Here is a 15,127-nt window from a genome sequence, read left to right as displayed (position 1 = left end):
CAAGGGCAGAGGGGTGGGAGCAGCCGGAAGGCGCCGTCGTACTCCCGCGGTGGTACGCGATGTGCCGCTGGCCGTACGACGACCTGGGCCCCCTCGCGGAGCGACGCTCAAGTCATCAATCACCGACGTCCTTCGGGAGATGAGTCAGATGCAGACCCTCGCGCACTTCGGCGGCGACGGCCCCGGACCGTGGATCCTTCTCTTCCCGCTGATCTGGGCGGCCGTCGTGGTCGGCGGCATCACCCTGCTGCGCCGCACCGTGTGGCGCGGGCGGCGCGGCCCCTGGCGGCCGGGACCGGCCCGCGTCGACCAGAACTCGCCGATCGCCGTCCTCGGCCGGCGGTTCGCCTCCGGTGAGATCGACGAGGACGAGTACTGGCGCCGGCTGACCGTCCTGAACGAGGAGTTCGGACGCTACGGCAGCCAGACCAAGGACGGTGCGGCATGACCACCGCGACGCTCACCGACACCGCGGCGCGCGTCGAGAACGCCGTCAAGGTGTACGGCTCCGGCGACACCGCCGTCCGTGCCCTCGACGGCGTGAGCGTCGACTTCCGCGCCGGACGGTTCACCGCGATCATGGGGCCCTCGGGCTCCGGCAAGTCGACCCTCATGCACTGCGCGGCAGGGCTCGACACCCTCACCGGCGGCGCCGCGTACCTCGGCGACACCGAACTGAGCGCCCTCGACGACAAGCGGCTGACCCTGCTGCGGCGGGACCGGATCGGGTTCGTCTTCCAGGCGTTCAACCTGGTGCCGACGCTGACCGTCGCCGAGAACATCACCCTGCCGATCGACCTGGCCGGCGCCCGGGCCGGCACCGAGTGGCTCGACGCGCTCATCGACGTCGTCGGACTGCGCGACCGGCTGCACCACCGGCCCGCCGAGCTCTCCGGCGGACAACAGCAACGCGTCGCCGTGGCCCGGGCGTTCGCGGGCCGGCCCGACGTCGTCTTCGCCGACGAACCCACCGGCAACCTCGACTCCCGCTCCGGCGCCGAGGTCCTCGGCCTGCTCGGCGACGCCGTGCGCCGCACCGCCCGCACCGTCGTCATGGTCACCCACGACCCGGTCGCCGCCGCCCACGCCGACGAGGTCGTCTTCCTCGCCGACGGCCGCCTCGTCGACCGCATGGCACACCCCACCGCGGAGAAGGTCCTCGACCGGATGAAGGCCTTCGACGGCACCCGGGGGGACGGATCGTCATGAACGCCTCCGCACGCCTCAGCCTCAGGTCCCTGCGCGCGCACAAGCGGCGCTTCGCGGGCACGTTCACCGCCGTCGTGCTCGGCGTCGCGTTCCTCGCGGGCACCCTCGTCATGGGCGACACGCTCCGCGCGAGCTTCGACTCGATGTTCGCCGGAGCCAGCAGCGGCACGGACGCCGTCGTCCGCAGCACCAACGTCATCACCACGCCCGGCGAGAGCCAGGGCACCCGGCAGCCCGTCCGCGCCTCGCTCGCCGACGACCTCGCCGGGCAGCCGGGCGTCGCCGCCGCCGCGCCGAACATCCAGGGCGCGGGCCAGCTCATCGGCGCGAACGGCAAGCCCATCGGCGGCCAGGGCCCGCCCACCCTCGCCGGCAACTGGATCGACGACCCCGAGCTCAACGCCTACCAGCTCGCCGAGGGCCGCGCCCCGCGCAGGAGCGGCGAGGTCGTCGTCAACCGCGGCGCCGCGAGGACCGGCGACCTGAAGATCGGCGACACGACGACGCTGCGCACGCCGGACCCCGTGCGGGTCACGATCGTCGGCCTGGCCACGTTCGGCGGCGAGGACGGCATGGCCCAGGTGACCTTCACCGGGATGACCCGCGCCGACGCCGAGAAGTACCTCACCCCGAAGCCGGGGGAGGCGTCGACCGTCCAGGTGCGGGCCGGCCCCGGCGTCAGCCAGCAGGAGCTCGTCGACACGCTGAAGGACCGGCTTCCCCGGGGCGTCGAGGCCATCACCGGCACGGAGTCGGCCCAGGAGAACACCGACATGATCTCCGGCCAGTTCCTGAACCTCTTCACGACGTTCCTGCTCGTCTTCTCCGGTATCGCGCTGCTCGTCGCGACCTTCTCCATCCACAACACGTTCGCGATCGTCGTGGCCCAACGCACCCGGGAGAATGCGCTGTTGAGGGCGCTCGGCGCAGCCCGCAGGCAGGTCACCGCGGCGACCCTCGTCGAGGCCGGCTGCGTGGCCGTCCTCGCCTCGGCCGCCGGACTCGCGGGCGGCATCGGCATCGCCGCCGGTCTGCAGGCGCTTTTCCCCGCTATCGGATTCCCCTTCCCCGACGGGGAGTTGGTGATCGGCGCCCTGTCCATGCTGCTGCCCCTCGCCGTCGGCGTCGTGGTCTGCCTGGGCTCCGCCCTGCTGCCCGCCCTGCGCGCCGGACGCACCGCGCCGCTCGCCGCGCTGCGCGAGATCGCCGTCGACGACTCGGGTGCCTCGCGCCGCCGCGCCGTCATCGGCACGGTCCTCGGCGCCGCCGCGCTCGCCGCCACCCTGGCCGGCGTCCTGGTGTCCCCCTCGCTCACCCTGGCCGGGGTCGGCGCCGTCCTGGTGCTCGCCTCGTTCGTGGTGCTCGGGCCGGTCGCCTCGACCTCCGCGGTCCGCGTCCTCGGCAGCCCGCTCGACCGGTTCCGCGGCGTCACCGGAGGACTCGCCCGGCGCAACGCCCTGCGCAGCCCGAAGCGCACCGCCGCCACGGCCGGCGCGCTGATGATCGGCGTCGCCGTGGTCTCCCTGTTCACCGTCTTCGGCGCCTCGCTCAAGGCCACCATGGACCAGACGGTCAGCCGCTCCTTCGCCGGTGACGTCGCCGTCTCCACCCCGTCGTTCGGCGCGGGCGGCAGCGGGCTGAGCCCCAAGCTGGCACCGGCCCTCGCGCGACAGCCCGAGGTGGCCACCGCCGTCGGACTCGGCAAGGGCGTCGCGGACGTCGACGGCAAGGGCCGCGCCCTGACCGTCACCGACCCGGCCGCCCTCGCCAGGGCCTTCGACCTCGGCACGGTCCGCGGCTCGATCGACGACCTGGGCACGCACGGCATCGCCCTCACCGAGAACGAGGCCGACGCCCTGCACCTGAAGGTCGGCGACACCACCCGGCTCGCCTTCACCGACGGCACCCGCGAACGGTTCACCGTCCGCGCCGTCTACGACCGGTCCGAACTCGCCGGCGACTACGTCATCACCCGGGAGGCCTGGGCCCCGCACCGCGCCCAGGACTCCGACACCCTCGTCTCCGTGACGTTCAAGGACGGCGTGAGCGCGGCCGACGGCAAGGCGGCGGTCGAGAAGGTCGCGGCCGCGTACGGCGATCCCGAGGTGCAGACCCGTGACGCGTACGCGCAGTCGGCGGCGGGCGGCATCGACATGATGCTCACCCTCGTCTACGCGCTGCTCGCCCTCGCCGTCCTGATCGCCCTGCTCGGCATCGCCAACACGCTCACCCTCGCCGTGCACGAACGCACCCGCGAGCTGGGTCTGCTGCGGGCCGTCGGGCAGACCCGGGCACAGCTGCGGGCCATGGTCCGCTGGGAGTCCGTGCTGGTCGCCGCGTTCGGCACGGCCGGCGGACTGGTCCTCGGCGGATTCCTCGGCTGGGTCCTGGTCAAGGCGTCCGACGGCGCGAGCGACAGCGACTTCGCGTTCGCGCTGCCGCCGCTGCAACTGGTCGTCGTGACCCTCGTCGGCCTTGCCGCCGGCGCCCTGGCGGGACTGCGCCCGGCCCGCAGGGCGGCCCGCCTCGACGTGCTGCGGGCCATCGCCACCGAGTAGTGACGCCGTTCCCGTTCTGACGGTGTGATCACCGCCCGGTCAGCCTGCGACGGCCGACCGGGCGGGAGCATGCGTGGGCGCGTCGGCGTGGAGCGCGGCCGAGGAGTCGTACACCGGATACGGCGGCAGGGCCACCGCGGGCGACGGGGCGGGCAGCGAGAACCACACGACCTTGCCGCCGTCGCCGTGCGGCCGCACCCCCCAGTCGTCGCTCACCGAGGCGACCATCGCGAGACCGCGCCCGCAGGTCGCGAGCGGATCGGCGTCGCGGACCTCGGGAAACCGCGGATCGTGGTCGTACACGGAGACCGTCAGCCGGTCCCTGCGCAGTTCGATCTCCACGGTGCACATCTTGTCCGGCTCGGCATGCCGGTGGACGTTGGTCAGCAGCTCGGTGACACCGAGCGCCGCCAGGTCGATCAATGGATCGAGATGCCAGTAGCGCAACTGCGCCGATACGATTCTGCGGACCTGTCCGATCCGCGACGGCAGGGCTTGGAGCTCCACCGTGCAATGCCTGCTCGGCTGGCTGATCACGGCTGCGACTCCCCGAAAGAGGTCCGGAAGACGAGATCGGATCGAGCGGAAGGGCCACGCTGTGAACAGGACCGCCCGCTGCTTGTGTCCGGCGGGCTGGTTCGCAGCGTCATCGCCGGTAAACCCTGAGTAGTGATGTGTGACCAGAGTGACCCAGGGGATGCGGGCGTGCAACTTCGACGGCTGCCCCTCCGGAACGCGTGGAGCTAGGAGGTGCGGGTCGTGGCCCTGCGCACGGCCTCGATGAACCGGCGTGCCGTCGGCGGTCCGGCATCGCCGCCCTGACCGCCGAGCCGCAGCAGGTACCGCCTGCCGTCGACCTCGGCCGTCGCACGGTCGTCGGCGCCGAACCAGGGCTTGCCCGCACGGACTTCGTCGAGGGGGGCGCTGTCGATCTCACTGCCGTAACTCGTGAGCAACTCCAGCCTGCCGCCCTTGATCCGGACCTGGCCGGCCCGGGTCAGAGAGCGCAACCGCCGCCCGATCCGCACGCCCGTCGCCGTGAACTCCGGCTCCGCCATGCCGCTTCGCCCCCTCAGTGCGTTCGTGCGGTGCAGTCTGCACGCACCTGGCCAGGAGCACCAGTGTGCATGTGGACGTGGAGTGAAGCAGTGGGTGCAAACGGAATGCGCGCCCCCCTCGCACGTCCGTTCCCGCCCGGCCGCCAGGTGGTCCTTTGAGGCCCTCAAAGGTGTGTTTATGCAGGTGAGAAGCGTGCGGAAGGTGTCTATGATCGAGGCGTCCGGGTCGCTCCGACCGGGGCCGCACCGGTCCGCTGGGCATCCCCTGTCGATCCATCCTCCGGGGCCTGCCCGGGCCGACGCTCGGAACGACGCGAAGGAGCCGTGCGGTGAGCACGATTCAGCAAGGCCGTCCCCAGGGCGACGGCGCCGCCGGTGAACCGATGCCGACGCTCGACGCCGACCGCACGGATCCCGACTACCGAAACTGGCTCAAAGAGGCCGTCCGCAAGGTGCAGGCCGACAGCAACCGCTCGGCCGACACCCACCTGCTGCGCTTCCCGCTGCCGGAGCACTGGGGCATCGACCTCTACCTCAAGGACGAGTCGACCCACCCCACGGGCAGCCTCAAGCACCGCCTGGCACGCTCGCTGTTCCTCTACGGTCTGTGCAACGGCTGGATCCGCCCTGACCGCCCCGTCATCGAGGCGTCGAGCGGCTCGACGGCGGTCTCCGAGGCCTACTTCGCGAAGCTGATCGGCGTCCCCTTCATCGCGGTGATGCCCCGTACGACCAGCGCCGAGAAGTGCCGACTCATCGAGTTCCACGGCGCCCGGTGCCACTTCGTCGACGACCCCATGACGGTGTACGCGGAGGCCGCCGACCTGGCCGCCCGTACCGGCGGTCACTACATGGACCAGTTCACTTACGCGGAGCGGGCCACGGACTGGCGCGGCAACAACAACATCGCCGAGTCGATCTATCGACAGATGGAGCTGGAGCGCTACCCGCACCCGACGTGGATCGTCGCGACGGCCGGCACCGGCGGCACCTCGGCGACCCTCGCCCGCTACGTCCACTACATGCAGCACGACACCCGCATCTGTGTCGCCGACCCGGAGAACTCATGCTTCTTCGAAGGCTGGACGACGGACAACGCCGAGGCGACCAGCGACTGCGGCTCCCGCATCGAGGGCATCGGCCGCCCCCGCATGGAGCCCAGCTTCGTGCCGGGCGCCATCGACCGCATGATGAAGGTCCCCGACGCGGCGAGCGTGGCGGCCGTCCGCGCCCTGGAGCAGGCCATCGGCCGCAAGGCGGGCGGCTCGACGGGCACCGGCCTGTGGAGCGCCCTGAAGATCGTCGCCGAGATGGTGGCCCAGGGCCGCACCGGCAGCGTCGTGACGCTGCTGTGCGACCCCGGTGACCGCTACCTGGACAAGTACTACTCGGACGAGTGGCTGGCGCGGCAGGGCCTGGACATCGCCCCGTACGCCGAGGCCATCACGGAGTTGCTCGAGACGGGGCGGTGGCCCGAGTGAGCGGCTGCGCCTAGGCGTTCGCCGACGACAGCCGCCGGTCCAGGGCGCCGACCGCGTCCCGGAAGGCCCGCCCGAGACCGGCCCGGCCCACCTTCAGACCCACGCGGAACGGGGCGGCGCCGTCCGCCGCGAACGTCCACTGCACGCGTGAGCCGCCGGGCACGGCGACGACCCGCCACTCCTCCAACAGGGCCCGCACACCCGGTGCGTTGGTCTCGTCCACCCGGTACGCGTACAGCGCGCCGGGCTCGGCGGCCACGATGGTCTCCACGAACCGGGTCCCGCCCTTGAGCCGGACCTCGCGCCGCGGGCCGTCGGCCCCGTCGTCGAGGGGTCTGGCCAGGGTCACCGCCGAGAACCACCGGGGCCACCCGGCGACGTCCTCCGCGAGCGCCCGGTACACGGCGTCCGGCGATGCGGACACCTCACGGGCGAACACGAGCCGCAGCGGCGCCGTCTCGACGAAATCGAGACCGACGGGGAGAAGTCGACGTGCCATGAACGTTCAGCCCCCAAACAGGAAGACGCCACCAACGGACGGGCAGAACAGAGCGGTTGACCGGGTACGGTCACCATAGCTGTCGGCCCGTCAGATGTCTGTACCGGTCTCGGGCTCACCGGCGACGACCAGCCGCACGTGCTCGGAGACCTCCGCGCGGGCGTCGACCGGCAGCCCCGCGTCCGTGACCAGGGTGTCCACCTGGTCCAGCGAGGCGAACGAACTCAGGCCCACCGTCCCCCACTTGGTGTGGTCGGCGACGACGACCACGCGCCGCGCGGACTGCACCAGCCGCCGGTTCGTCTCGGCCTCCGCCAGGTTCGGCGTGGACAGGCCCGCCTCCGGGCTTATCCCGTGCACGCCGAGGAACAGCACGTCGAAGTGGAGCGCCGCGATGGCCTGGTCGGCGACCGGCCCCACCAGCGAGTCGGACGGCGTGCGCACACCACCGGTCAGCACCACGGTGGCCGCGCCCTGCCGGGTCCCCGCACTGCGCTGCGCGGCGTGGAACACGTCCGCCACCCGCACCGAGTTCGTCACCACCGTCAGGTCCGGCACGTCGAGCAGCTGCTGGGCCAGCGCGTACGTCGTCGTCCCCCCGGACAGGGCGATCGCGGTGCCCGGCGCGGCCAGCGTGGCGGCGGTTCGGGCGATGTCCTCCTTGGCGGTCAGCTCCAGACCCGACTTGGCCTCGAACCCGGGCTCGTGCGTGCTCGCCTCGACGACCGGCACGGCCCCGCCGTGCACCTTCTCCAGCACGCCCTGCCGGGCCAGCGCGTCCAGATCGCGGCGGACCGTCATGTCCGACACGCCGAGCTTCCTGGTGAGTTCATTGACCCGGACGCCGCCGCGCCGGCGCACCTCGTCGAGGATCAGGGCGCGGCGCTGCTCCGCGAGGAGGTTCTGGTTCTCGCTCACGTCCCGTCGGGTCCCTTCGCCTCGTCACACCAGCCACGTTCAGGTCTTCGGCGTCATCCTCGCACGCGGCACCGACACCCGTACCACCGCCCGCGCGCCCGACCTGCACGGCGGACACCCGCGGTGGCGAAATCCGCGCGACGGGTCGGGGAGATTCCGTGACGAGGGGTGCGCGCGGGAGCACTGAGCCGGGATCCTGGTGACGCTCAGGAACGGGGGACACATGAATACGGCGCGCGAGAACCACGAGAAGGCGCACGAGACGCCGGCGGTGGCGGACGAGACCGCCCTGGAGCTGCTGGTCCACGGAGTCGGCGGCACCACACCGCAGGAAATGCTCGACGACCCGCAGACGGTACGGGTGTCGGGCGACGAGACGGCGGCCGTCTTCCGGCGCGGCGAGGACGTCGACGCGGAGGCACGGCCGGAGGACTACCGGGGCAAGCCGGTCCCCGAGGCGTACGTGTGGTGCAACCTCACCTCGGGCAACGGCTCCCGGGCGCTGTGGCTGCTGCTGCTCCCCTTCATGGTCGTCAACCTCGCCCACTGGATGCGGCCCAACGCCCGCAGGAAATCCCGGAACGTCCGGCTCTACGGCCTGCTGGTCCGCCTCACCGGACTCACGCTCACCGTGCTCCTGGTGGCCGCGGTCTGCGAGGTCGCGCTCGACCTGACGGCCTGGCAGTGCGCGGGCACCGCCGCGTGCGCGGACCGGCGGGCCTGGCTGGGCTTCCTCGCGGTCGACGCGCACGGCGCGGGCGGCTGGTGGAGCCAGCCCGGCCGCCGACTCGCCCTCGCCTCGCTCGTGCCCACCGCCCTGACGGCACTCCTGTGGTACCTCTCGCACCGCACCTGGAGCGCCTACGAGTCGCAGCGCCCGCTGCCGCACCAGCCCGACGCCGACGACGGCGAGACGAGCGGCGCGCTCGGCAGGCCCGGCTTCTGGTACGGACGGCGCCTCGTCGCCCGGCTGCGCGCCGCCCACACCGCGGCGGGCCTGCTCACCGTGGCCGCGGCCGTCGGCACCTCGGCCGCCCGGCACGACCGCGCTCCCGGCGGGCCGGTCGTCCTCGACGTCCTCGGGTGGGCCCTCGTCGGCTCGCTGGCCGTGGGCACGCTCCTGGTCGTCGGCGTCGTCGCCCGCCGGGGCCGCAGCGAGAACAAGCTCGACATCAGCCTGGACAAGACCCTCGTGCGCGCTCTGCCGTACGGCGCGCTCGGCCTGCTCGTCCTGAGCATGCTGTACGCGGGCTGGTCGCGGCCCGACTGGCGGTCGGCGGGCCGGCTGCCGGGCGACACGACGTTCGGCGGCATCGCCCTAGTCCAGGGCGCCCTGGTGATCGCCCTCGCCGTGGTCGCCACGGCGATCTACCGCACGGCGCCCGACCACCGCACCGCGCTGCGCGGCCTCGGCGGACCCGCCACCGCGATGCTCGCCTGCGCCCTGGGCGGCGTGATGACCGGCGGCATCGCGCAGCGCGTCGCGGACTGGCTCGACGGCACCAGCGGCCTGATCAAGGGCCCGCCGGTGCTGCTGTCCTGGCAGGCCGCCGTCATCCCGCCGCTCCTGGTGATCGTCGCCGTCCTGTGCGCCGCCCTCGCCGTGCGCACCGCACGCGACAAGAAGCGCGAGAAGGCCCGGGTCGGCCTGGACTACGCCCTGGACCCGAACTCCGCCGAACCCGGTGAGCGCCCCGACCCGACGCGCACCGCACGGATCGCCGGCACCCGCGCGCGGGCCGCCCTCACCGACCGGGCACCCCTGATGATCGGCGTCGTCTCGTCCGTGACCCTGCTGCTCGGCGCCCTCGCCGTGGCCGGCGCCTGGGTCACGGGAAAGGTGCCGGGCACCGCCGCCGAGGGCAGCTACTCCGTTGTCGAGGGAGCCGCGGACACCGCGCAGGCACTCGGCTCCTGGCTGATCGGCTTCGGCTTCATACTGTTCGTCACCTGGGGCCGCCGCGCCTACAAGGACGCGTCCGCACGCCGCACCATCGGCATCCTCTGGGACGTGGGCACCTTCTGGCCGCGCGCCGCGCACCCCTTCGCGCCCCCCTGCTACGCCGAGCGCGCCGTCCCCGACCTCACCTGGCGCATGGCCACCTGGACCCGTGCCACCGGCGGCCGGCTCGTGCTGTCCGGGCACTCGCAGGGCAGCGTGCTGGCGGCCGCGGCGGCCTGGCAACTGCACCCCTCCGTGCGCAAGCGCGTCGGACTGCTCACCTACGGATCGCCCCTGGAGCGGCTGTACGGACGCTGGTTCCCCGTCCACTTCGGACCCGCGGCCCTCACCTCGCTGCACCGGCAGGTCGACTGCTGGCGCAATCTGCACCGAAGGACCGACCCGATCGGCGGCCCGATCAACCTGTCGGGCGAATGCGGCCCCCAGGTCGACCACCCGGCCCTCCTGGACCCGCTCGCCTACGGCCGCACCGAGCAACACCCGCTGCCCGCACCGATCCTGGGCCACGGCGACTACCAGGCCGACCCGGTCTTCGCCGAGGAACGCGCCCGCCTCCTGGCCCGCCTCAAGCCCGGCGTCCCGCAGCCGCGCCCCGAGGGCGAGCCTCAGGGCAGCTCCGGCAGATCCTCCGGGTAGAGGAGCGTCAGGTCGTCGGTGTCCGGCTCGTCGACCTGGGCGACCCGGCCCGCGTGCCGCTCCACCATCGACTCGAACGTCTGCCGCGCGGTACGGCCGTTGCCGAACGCCGGACCCTTCGGGATCGCCGTGAAGTACTTCAGCAGGGCTTCCGGCGTCCCGGAGGCGAGCCGGTACTCGTGCTCGTCCGCCTGCTGCTCCACGATCCGCAGCAGCTCCTCAGGGAGGTAGTCGGAGAACGTGATGGTCCGTGAGAACCGGGACGCCACACCGGGGTTGACCGAGAGGAAGCGCTCCATCTCCGCCGTGTAGCCCGCCACGATGACGACGACCGAGTCCCGCTGGTCCTCCATCAGCTTCACGAGCGTGTCGATCGCCTCACGGCCGAAGTCCCGCCCCGAGTCCTCGGGGGACAGGGCGTACGCCTCGTCGATGAACAGCACGCCGCCCTGGGCCCGTTGGAAGGCCTCCTGGGTCCGGATCGCGGTCGAGCCGATGTGCTCGCCGACCAGATCGACCCGGGACACCTCCACCAGGTGCCCCGTCCCCAGGACGCCGAGCGAGGCGAGGATCTCGCCGTAGAGCCGCGCCACCGTCGTCTTGCCCGTGCCGGGGGAGCCGGTGAACACCAGGTGCCGCCGTACGGACGCGGCCTTGAGGCCGGCCTCCTGGCGCCTGCGGCCCACCTCGATCATGTCGGTGAGCGCCCGCACCTCGCGCTTGACGCTCTCCAGGCCCACCAGCGCGTCGAGTTCACCGAGCACGGCCTTCGACGTGCGCGACGGCTGCGCCTCCTCCTGGGGCGGCGCGGCGGGCCGCTGGTCGGGCACCGCGCTGAGCAGGCCCACGGACTGCGTCGCCGTCTGGACGACCGGCTCCGGAGCGGCCGTCGCCCCCGGACGCATCCCGCCGCTCTCGTCGCTGGTGCACTCCTCGACCAGCGGGCCGTCCTCGGCGAACTCGTAGCCACCGCGTGAACACCGCTCGGTCCGGCACTTCTTGAGCGTGGTGCGGCAGCCGTCGATCACGTGGAAGCCGTAGCCGCCGCTGCCCGACACCCGGCAGCCGTGGAAGCTGCCCCGGCCGCCCGCCGACACGTAGAAGCCCGCCTCCGCGGGCGAGGTGACCGTGCAGCGCTCGATGGTCGGGTCGGCGCCCTTGGTGACGATCACGCCCGTCTGGGTCGCGTCCACCGTGCAGTTGGAGAGCGTGCCGCCGCTGCCGTGGTCGCGGAACCAGGCGCCCGTCGCGGCCTCCCGGATGCGGCAGTCGTCGAGCTGCGCGGTCGCGCCGTCGCTCACCGACACGGCCGTGTTGCGCACCTGCGAGAGGTCGGTGTCGACGACGTCCACGCGCGAACCGCGGTCGAGCACGAACAGCGCGTCCGGCACGTCGTGCACCCGGCACGCGTCCAGTACCGCGGTCGCCCCGTCGCTCACCCAGACCGCCGGATAGTCGCCCGTGCTGTCGTGGATCTCGCACTGGTTGGCGTCGACGCGCGTGCCCGGGTCCCACACCGACAGTCCGTTGCGCCCGAACTGCCGCACGGTGGAACGGGTCAGGGTGAGCACGGACCGGGAGCGCAGGTCCACCGCGTTCTCCGGGACGTCGTGGATGCGGCAGTCCGCGAGGGTGAGCACCGCGTCCGTGTCGAGCGTGACCCCGTCGGCCGTCGTGCGGTGCACGTCGCAGTCCGTCAGGTGCGCGGTCGCCCGCCCGGTGATCTGCACGCCCGAGCCCTTGACCTCGTACACCTCGCAGCCGACGGCCTCAAGACCGGTGTGCTCGCCGGTCGCGGAGAGGCCCGACCCCGACGTGTGGTGCACCCGGCAGCGCTCCAGGCGGGGGTGCGCGCCACCGCGCACGGCGACACCGGCCTGACCGGCGGCGACCACCTCGCACTCCTCGAACACACCGCCCCCGCCGTCCAGTACGGCGATGCCGATGCCGCCCGGATTGTCGACGGTGCAGCGCCGCACGGTGGGCCGGGCCCCGCCGCGCACCTCGATCCCGGCCGCGGAGCGGGTCACCACCCGGACGTCGGTGATCTCCGGCGCGCCCTCCTCGACGAGCAGCGCGGGAGCCGCCGCGTCCTGGCCCTCCACGTGCAGGTCCTGCACGGTCGCGGAGGCCCGCACGGTCAGGGGCACCCCGTCGGCGGGCGCGATGCGCACCGAGCCGGGGGAGCCCTCGGGGCCGCGCAGCGTCACCGCGCGCTGGACGACGAGGTTCTCTCTGTACGTGCCGGGGGCGACGGTCAGCACGTCTCCGTCGCCGGCCGCCTCCAGAGCGGCGGCCAGCGACGCGTACTCGCCCGTGCGGCGCCGCCACCTCGATGTGCCGGTGTGCGTCACCTGGACCGTGCCCTGTGCCATGGCGCTGCTCTGCCCCCACCTCGTCGTACGCGGGTCGTCTTCGCGCCCTGACGGACGTCTCCCTGCGAAAGGTGGGTCCACCGTAGCGTGCGCGGGGCACGGCAGTTGACCGGAGCCGGGACCCCGTCGGCGGCCGCTAGCTGCCGGTGCCGGTCCTGCCCCAGTCCGGCCCCGCGATGTCCCAGGCCTGGTCCCACCGTGCGTACCGGCGCCGGACCATGCGCCACACGATCAGGCGGCGGGTGCCCTCGACGAGGCCGGTGACGGCGACCGCCGCCCCGAATCCGGCGAGCACCGCGTGCGTCGTGGCGGTCGCCCGGTCCAGCGGGCGGCCGGTGACACGGCCCTTGTCGTCGGTCCACAGCGGGAACGTGTCGCCCGTGTGCGGTGTCTTGAGCGCCGCTATCACCCTGCCCCGGTGCGCCGAGCCGTCCGGCGCCGTCCAGTGGGCGACGACGCGGCTGTGCGCGTCGCGCGCGGTCGACGTCTCCGGGTCCGGGTCGAGCGGCGGCTGGGACACCTTCTTCTCCACCGTCGCCGTGACCTCGTGGCGCTTGCTGTGCTGGTCCTGCACCGAGCGGTACAGCGCGTCACGGGAGAGGGATCCCGCGACGATCCCGAGGACCGGCCCGGCCACGACGATGAGGATCAGCGCGACCAGCGCCACCCATGCCTCGGCCAGGTCCGTCCCACGGCGCAGTGGATTGTGGCGCCAGCGCCAGAGCCCCCTGATCGCTCGCACGGGCTGCACCCCCTTCCGCGTCCGTCATAACCCCGAACGGCAGCGTCCACGCGTGGGCAGCGGGAAGAGAGAGCGACATCACCCGCTCGACCCTCGTGCCGATGGTTCCGACTCTGCCATTGTCCCTCAACGAGCAGGCCGGGCTGCCGGGTTCCCCGACCGGGTGACGGTTATTCGAGAACGGTGAGCGGATCTCCGACCCGGACCGTGCCGGTCGACTCCGGCACCAGGTTCGTCCCGAAACACAGCTGGTCACCGAAGCGGCGGTGCCGTGCGAGGGTGCGCAGCGGCTCCTTGCCACGCTCCGCGGTCGTCTGGTCCGTCGTCGTCACGACGCAGCGGCCGCTCTTCTTGGTGATGCGGAACGTGACCTCGCCGATCGCGATGCGTGACCAGTCGTCCTCGGCCCAGGGCGCGGTGCCGGAGACCACCACGTTCGGCCGGAAGCGGTTCATGGGGAGCGGGCCCTCGTCCGCGTGGTCACCCTGCGCGATGAGTGAGTTGAGCGCGTCGAGCGAGGAGAGCGCGGTCAGCAGCAGCGGATAGCCGTCGGCGAAGCTCACCGTCTCGCCGGGCTTCCCGTAGGCGGGATCGACGGGGCGTCTGGTCGCCGGGTCGTCCAGGTGCATCAGCCGTATGTCGGTGTCCAGGTACGCACTCCACCACGCGTGCGCGGCGTCGGCGGCGGGGACGGCCTCCACCTTGTCCCGCCACACCTCGATCGTGGTCGTCGTGACCGGCTCGGGCACCTCGATCGTCAGCGGCTTCCGGCCGGGCGCGGACACCCGGACGCCGCCGCCGGGCAACAGCTCGGCGGCGGCCAACGCCAGGCGTGGATGCGGGCGTTGAGTGACGATCTTGTTCGTGGAGTCGACCAGTACCCAGCGCCGGTCCCCCGCGAGCCCCCACGGTTCCACGACCGCTTCGCGCGGTGCGTGCCCCCGAACCGCCTTCAGCGGGTGGACATGGATCGAGCTGAGCACAGGATGCGACATGGGGCCATCCTGCCAGCCTGCGCCGACAGTCCCTCGCGGGTGGTGCCGAGTCCGGTCGCCCCTCAGTAACCGCGGTACTGCTGGCGGTTGTACGGATCCTCGTACGGGGCCGGGGCGGGCGCCGGACGGGGCGCCGCCGGGCGCATCGCCTCGTACCCGGTGGCCGGCCGCTGCGGCTGGGCCTGCGGGCCCGGGTAGCCGCGGGGCGCGCTCTGCTGCTGCGGGATGTACGCCGTCGGCGCCGCCTGCATGGGGGCCGCCTGCATCGGGGCCTGCTGGGGCGCGGCGTAGCCGTACTGCGGTGCGGCCGCGGAGGGGCCGGAGGGGAGTGCGGGCAGTGCCGCCGGAAGGGCGGGCAGATGACTGCCGGTGTCGTACGCGGAGGGAACCCGGATCGGGGCGATCTGGGGCGTGCCCCGCTCTGCGACGAGGGAGTCGTAGATCGGAGTGTCCGGGAAGGACGGCGCGGAGTAGTAACCGCCGCCATAGGTGGAGCGGGGGGAGGTCATGACACATAAGTTAAGCCCACGATGTGGTCGTTGGGGTAGCCCGATAAGAGGGTTCTTTTGCGTGTCGGCAGTGACTTCGCTTCCCCAATGCGAGCGAACTTGGGAAAAACGGTCGTCAGGCCGCGTTGAAATCGTGTAAAGGCCGAGCTCCCGGCGGGTTACCGGCGGTTGGCCAGTGATCTTC

The 15,127-nt window shown here is 72.7% G+C and carries 13 protein-coding genes; 5 read left to right on the top strand and 8 right to left on the bottom strand.

Going from position 1 to position 15,127, the window contains the following annotated elements; translation table 11 throughout:
• Nucleotides 1-148: 148 nt before the first annotated feature.
• The 3 genes from RBJ77_RS47285 to RBJ77_RS47275 are packed head-to-tail and all read left to right on the top strand — an operon-like array spanning nucleotide 149 to nucleotide 3,767.
• On the top strand, nucleotides 149-448 hold the full coding sequence (locus tag RBJ77_RS47285) for an SHOCT domain-containing protein (RefSeq protein WP_372350688.1): 300 nt from the start codon (nucleotides 149-151) through the stop codon (nucleotides 446-448).
• Complete coding sequence (locus tag RBJ77_RS47280; RefSeq protein WP_372350627.1) at nucleotides 445-1,209, top strand: ABC transporter ATP-binding protein; 765 nt, start codon at nucleotides 445-447, stop codon at nucleotides 1,207-1,209. The genes RBJ77_RS47285 and RBJ77_RS47280 overlap by 4 nt, the downstream gene beginning before the upstream one ends.
• Nucleotides 1,206-3,767, top strand: a complete 2,562-nt coding sequence (locus RBJ77_RS47275) for an ABC transporter permease (protein WP_372350626.1) — start codon at nucleotides 1,206-1,208, stop codon at nucleotides 3,765-3,767. Before RBJ77_RS47280 ends, RBJ77_RS47275 begins: the two co-directional genes overlap by 4 nt.
• 39 nt (nucleotides 3,768-3,806) lie before the next feature.
• Here the strand turns inward: RBJ77_RS47275 and RBJ77_RS47270 are convergent, their stop codons facing one another.
• A complete protein-coding gene (locus RBJ77_RS47270; protein WP_372350687.1) occupies nucleotides 3,807-4,304 on the bottom strand; it encodes an ATP-binding protein in 498 nt (165 codons plus the stop codon).
• 206 nt (nucleotides 4,305-4,510) lie between these two features.
• Complete coding sequence (locus RBJ77_RS47265; RefSeq protein ID WP_255966618.1) at nucleotides 4,511-4,825, bottom strand: hypothetical protein; 315 nt, start codon at nucleotides 4,823-4,825, stop codon at nucleotides 4,511-4,513.
• A gap of 383 nt (nucleotides 4,826-5,208) precedes the next feature.
• On the opposite strand from RBJ77_RS47265, the gene RBJ77_RS47260 reads away from it, so the two are divergent.
• A complete protein-coding gene (locus tag RBJ77_RS47260) occupies nucleotides 5,209-6,306 on the top strand; it encodes a PLP-dependent cysteine synthase family protein (protein WP_372350686.1) in 1,098 nt (365 codons plus the stop codon).
• A gap of 10 nt (nucleotides 6,307-6,316) precedes the next feature.
• Here the strand turns inward: RBJ77_RS47260 and RBJ77_RS47255 are convergent, their stop codons facing one another.
• Both RBJ77_RS47255 and RBJ77_RS47250 read right to left on the bottom strand, forming a co-directional pair.
• Complete coding sequence (locus RBJ77_RS47255) at nucleotides 6,317-6,805, bottom strand: SRPBCC family protein (protein WP_372350625.1); 489 nt, start codon at nucleotides 6,803-6,805, stop codon at nucleotides 6,317-6,319.
• Nucleotides 6,806-6,895: 90 nt separating this feature from the next.
• The gene (locus tag RBJ77_RS47250) at nucleotides 6,896-7,723 is read right to left on the bottom strand and encodes a DeoR/GlpR family DNA-binding transcription regulator (protein WP_255966615.1); all 828 of its coding nucleotides are present in this window, start codon (nucleotides 7,721-7,723) and stop codon (nucleotides 6,896-6,898) included.
• 223 nt (nucleotides 7,724-7,946) lie between these two features.
• Between RBJ77_RS47250 and RBJ77_RS47245 the strand changes: the two genes are divergently transcribed.
• Nucleotides 7,947-10,322, top strand: coding sequence for a hypothetical protein (locus tag RBJ77_RS47245; protein ID WP_372350624.1), 2,376 nt, complete (start codon nucleotides 7,947-7,949; stop codon nucleotides 10,320-10,322).
• Here the strand turns inward: RBJ77_RS47245 and RBJ77_RS47240 are convergent.
• From RBJ77_RS47240 to RBJ77_RS47225, 4 genes are all read right to left on the bottom strand, one after another.
• Nucleotides 10,292-12,697, bottom strand: coding sequence for a right-handed parallel beta-helix repeat-containing protein (locus RBJ77_RS47240; RefSeq protein ID WP_372350623.1), 2,406 nt, complete (start codon nucleotides 12,695-12,697; stop codon nucleotides 10,292-10,294). The genes RBJ77_RS47245 and RBJ77_RS47240 overlap by 31 nt on opposite strands.
• Before the next feature lie 136 nt (nucleotides 12,698-12,833).
• Nucleotides 12,834-13,439 (bottom strand): hypothetical protein, encoded by a 606-nt coding sequence (locus RBJ77_RS47235; protein ID WP_372350622.1) that lies wholly within the window; start codon nucleotides 13,437-13,439, stop codon nucleotides 12,834-12,836.
• A gap of 170 nt (nucleotides 13,440-13,609) precedes the next feature.
• Nucleotides 13,610-14,434: an MOSC domain-containing protein gene (locus RBJ77_RS47230; RefSeq protein ID WP_372350621.1), complete on the bottom strand. Its 825-nt coding sequence runs from the start codon at nucleotides 14,432-14,434 to the stop codon at nucleotides 13,610-13,612.
• Nucleotides 14,435-14,496: 62 nt separating this feature from the next.
• A complete protein-coding gene (locus RBJ77_RS47225; RefSeq protein ID WP_372350620.1) occupies nucleotides 14,497-14,943 on the bottom strand; it encodes a DUF6643 family protein in 447 nt (148 codons plus the stop codon).
• Nucleotides 14,944-15,127: the final 184 nt, after the last annotated feature.

This window comes from Streptomyces sp. KL116D, from assembly GCF_030766975.1.
Lineage (GTDB): Bacteria > Actinomycetota > Actinomycetes > Streptomycetales > Streptomycetaceae > Streptomyces > Streptomyces longispororuber_A.
The sequence above is the reverse complement of the archived record's forward strand: the minus strand, read 5'-3'. Positions and strand labels throughout refer to the sequence as shown.

What these genes read in the sequence shown, in the direction of transcription:
- RBJ77_RS47285 (WP_372350688.1), top strand. Translation starts at nt 149, where the DNA reads ATGCAGACCCTCGCGCACTTCGGCGGCGACGGCCCCGGACCGTGGATC.
- RBJ77_RS47280 (WP_372350627.1), top strand. Translation starts at nt 445, where the DNA reads ATGACCACCGCGACGCTCACCGACACCGCGGCGCGCGTCGAGAACGCC.
- RBJ77_RS47275 (WP_372350626.1), top strand. Translation starts at nt 1,206, where the DNA reads ATGAACGCCTCCGCACGCCTCAGCCTCAGGTCCCTGCGCGCGCACAAG.
- RBJ77_RS47265 (WP_255966618.1), bottom strand. Translation starts at nt 4,825, where the DNA reads ATGGCGGAGCCGGAGTTCACGGCGACGGGCGTGCGGATCGGGCGGCGG.
- RBJ77_RS47260 (WP_372350686.1), top strand. Translation starts at nt 5,209, where the DNA reads ATGCCGACGCTCGACGCCGACCGCACGGATCCCGACTACCGAAACTGG.
- RBJ77_RS47255 (WP_372350625.1), bottom strand. Translation starts at nt 6,805, where the DNA reads ATGGCACGTCGACTTCTCCCCGTCGGTCTCGATTTCGTCGAGACGGCG.
- RBJ77_RS47245 (WP_372350624.1), top strand. Translation starts at nt 7,947, where the DNA reads ATGAATACGGCGCGCGAGAACCACGAGAAGGCGCACGAGACGCCGGCG.
- RBJ77_RS47240 (WP_372350623.1), bottom strand. Translation starts at nt 12,697, where the DNA reads ATGGCACAGGGCACGGTCCAGGTGACGCACACCGGCACATCGAGGTGG.
- RBJ77_RS47230 (WP_372350621.1), bottom strand. Translation starts at nt 14,434, where the DNA reads ATGTCGCATCCTGTGCTCAGCTCGATCCATGTCCACCCGCTGAAGGCG.
- RBJ77_RS47225 (WP_372350620.1), bottom strand. Translation starts at nt 14,943, where the DNA reads ATGACCTCCCCCCGCTCCACCTATGGCGGCGGTTACTACTCCGCGCCG.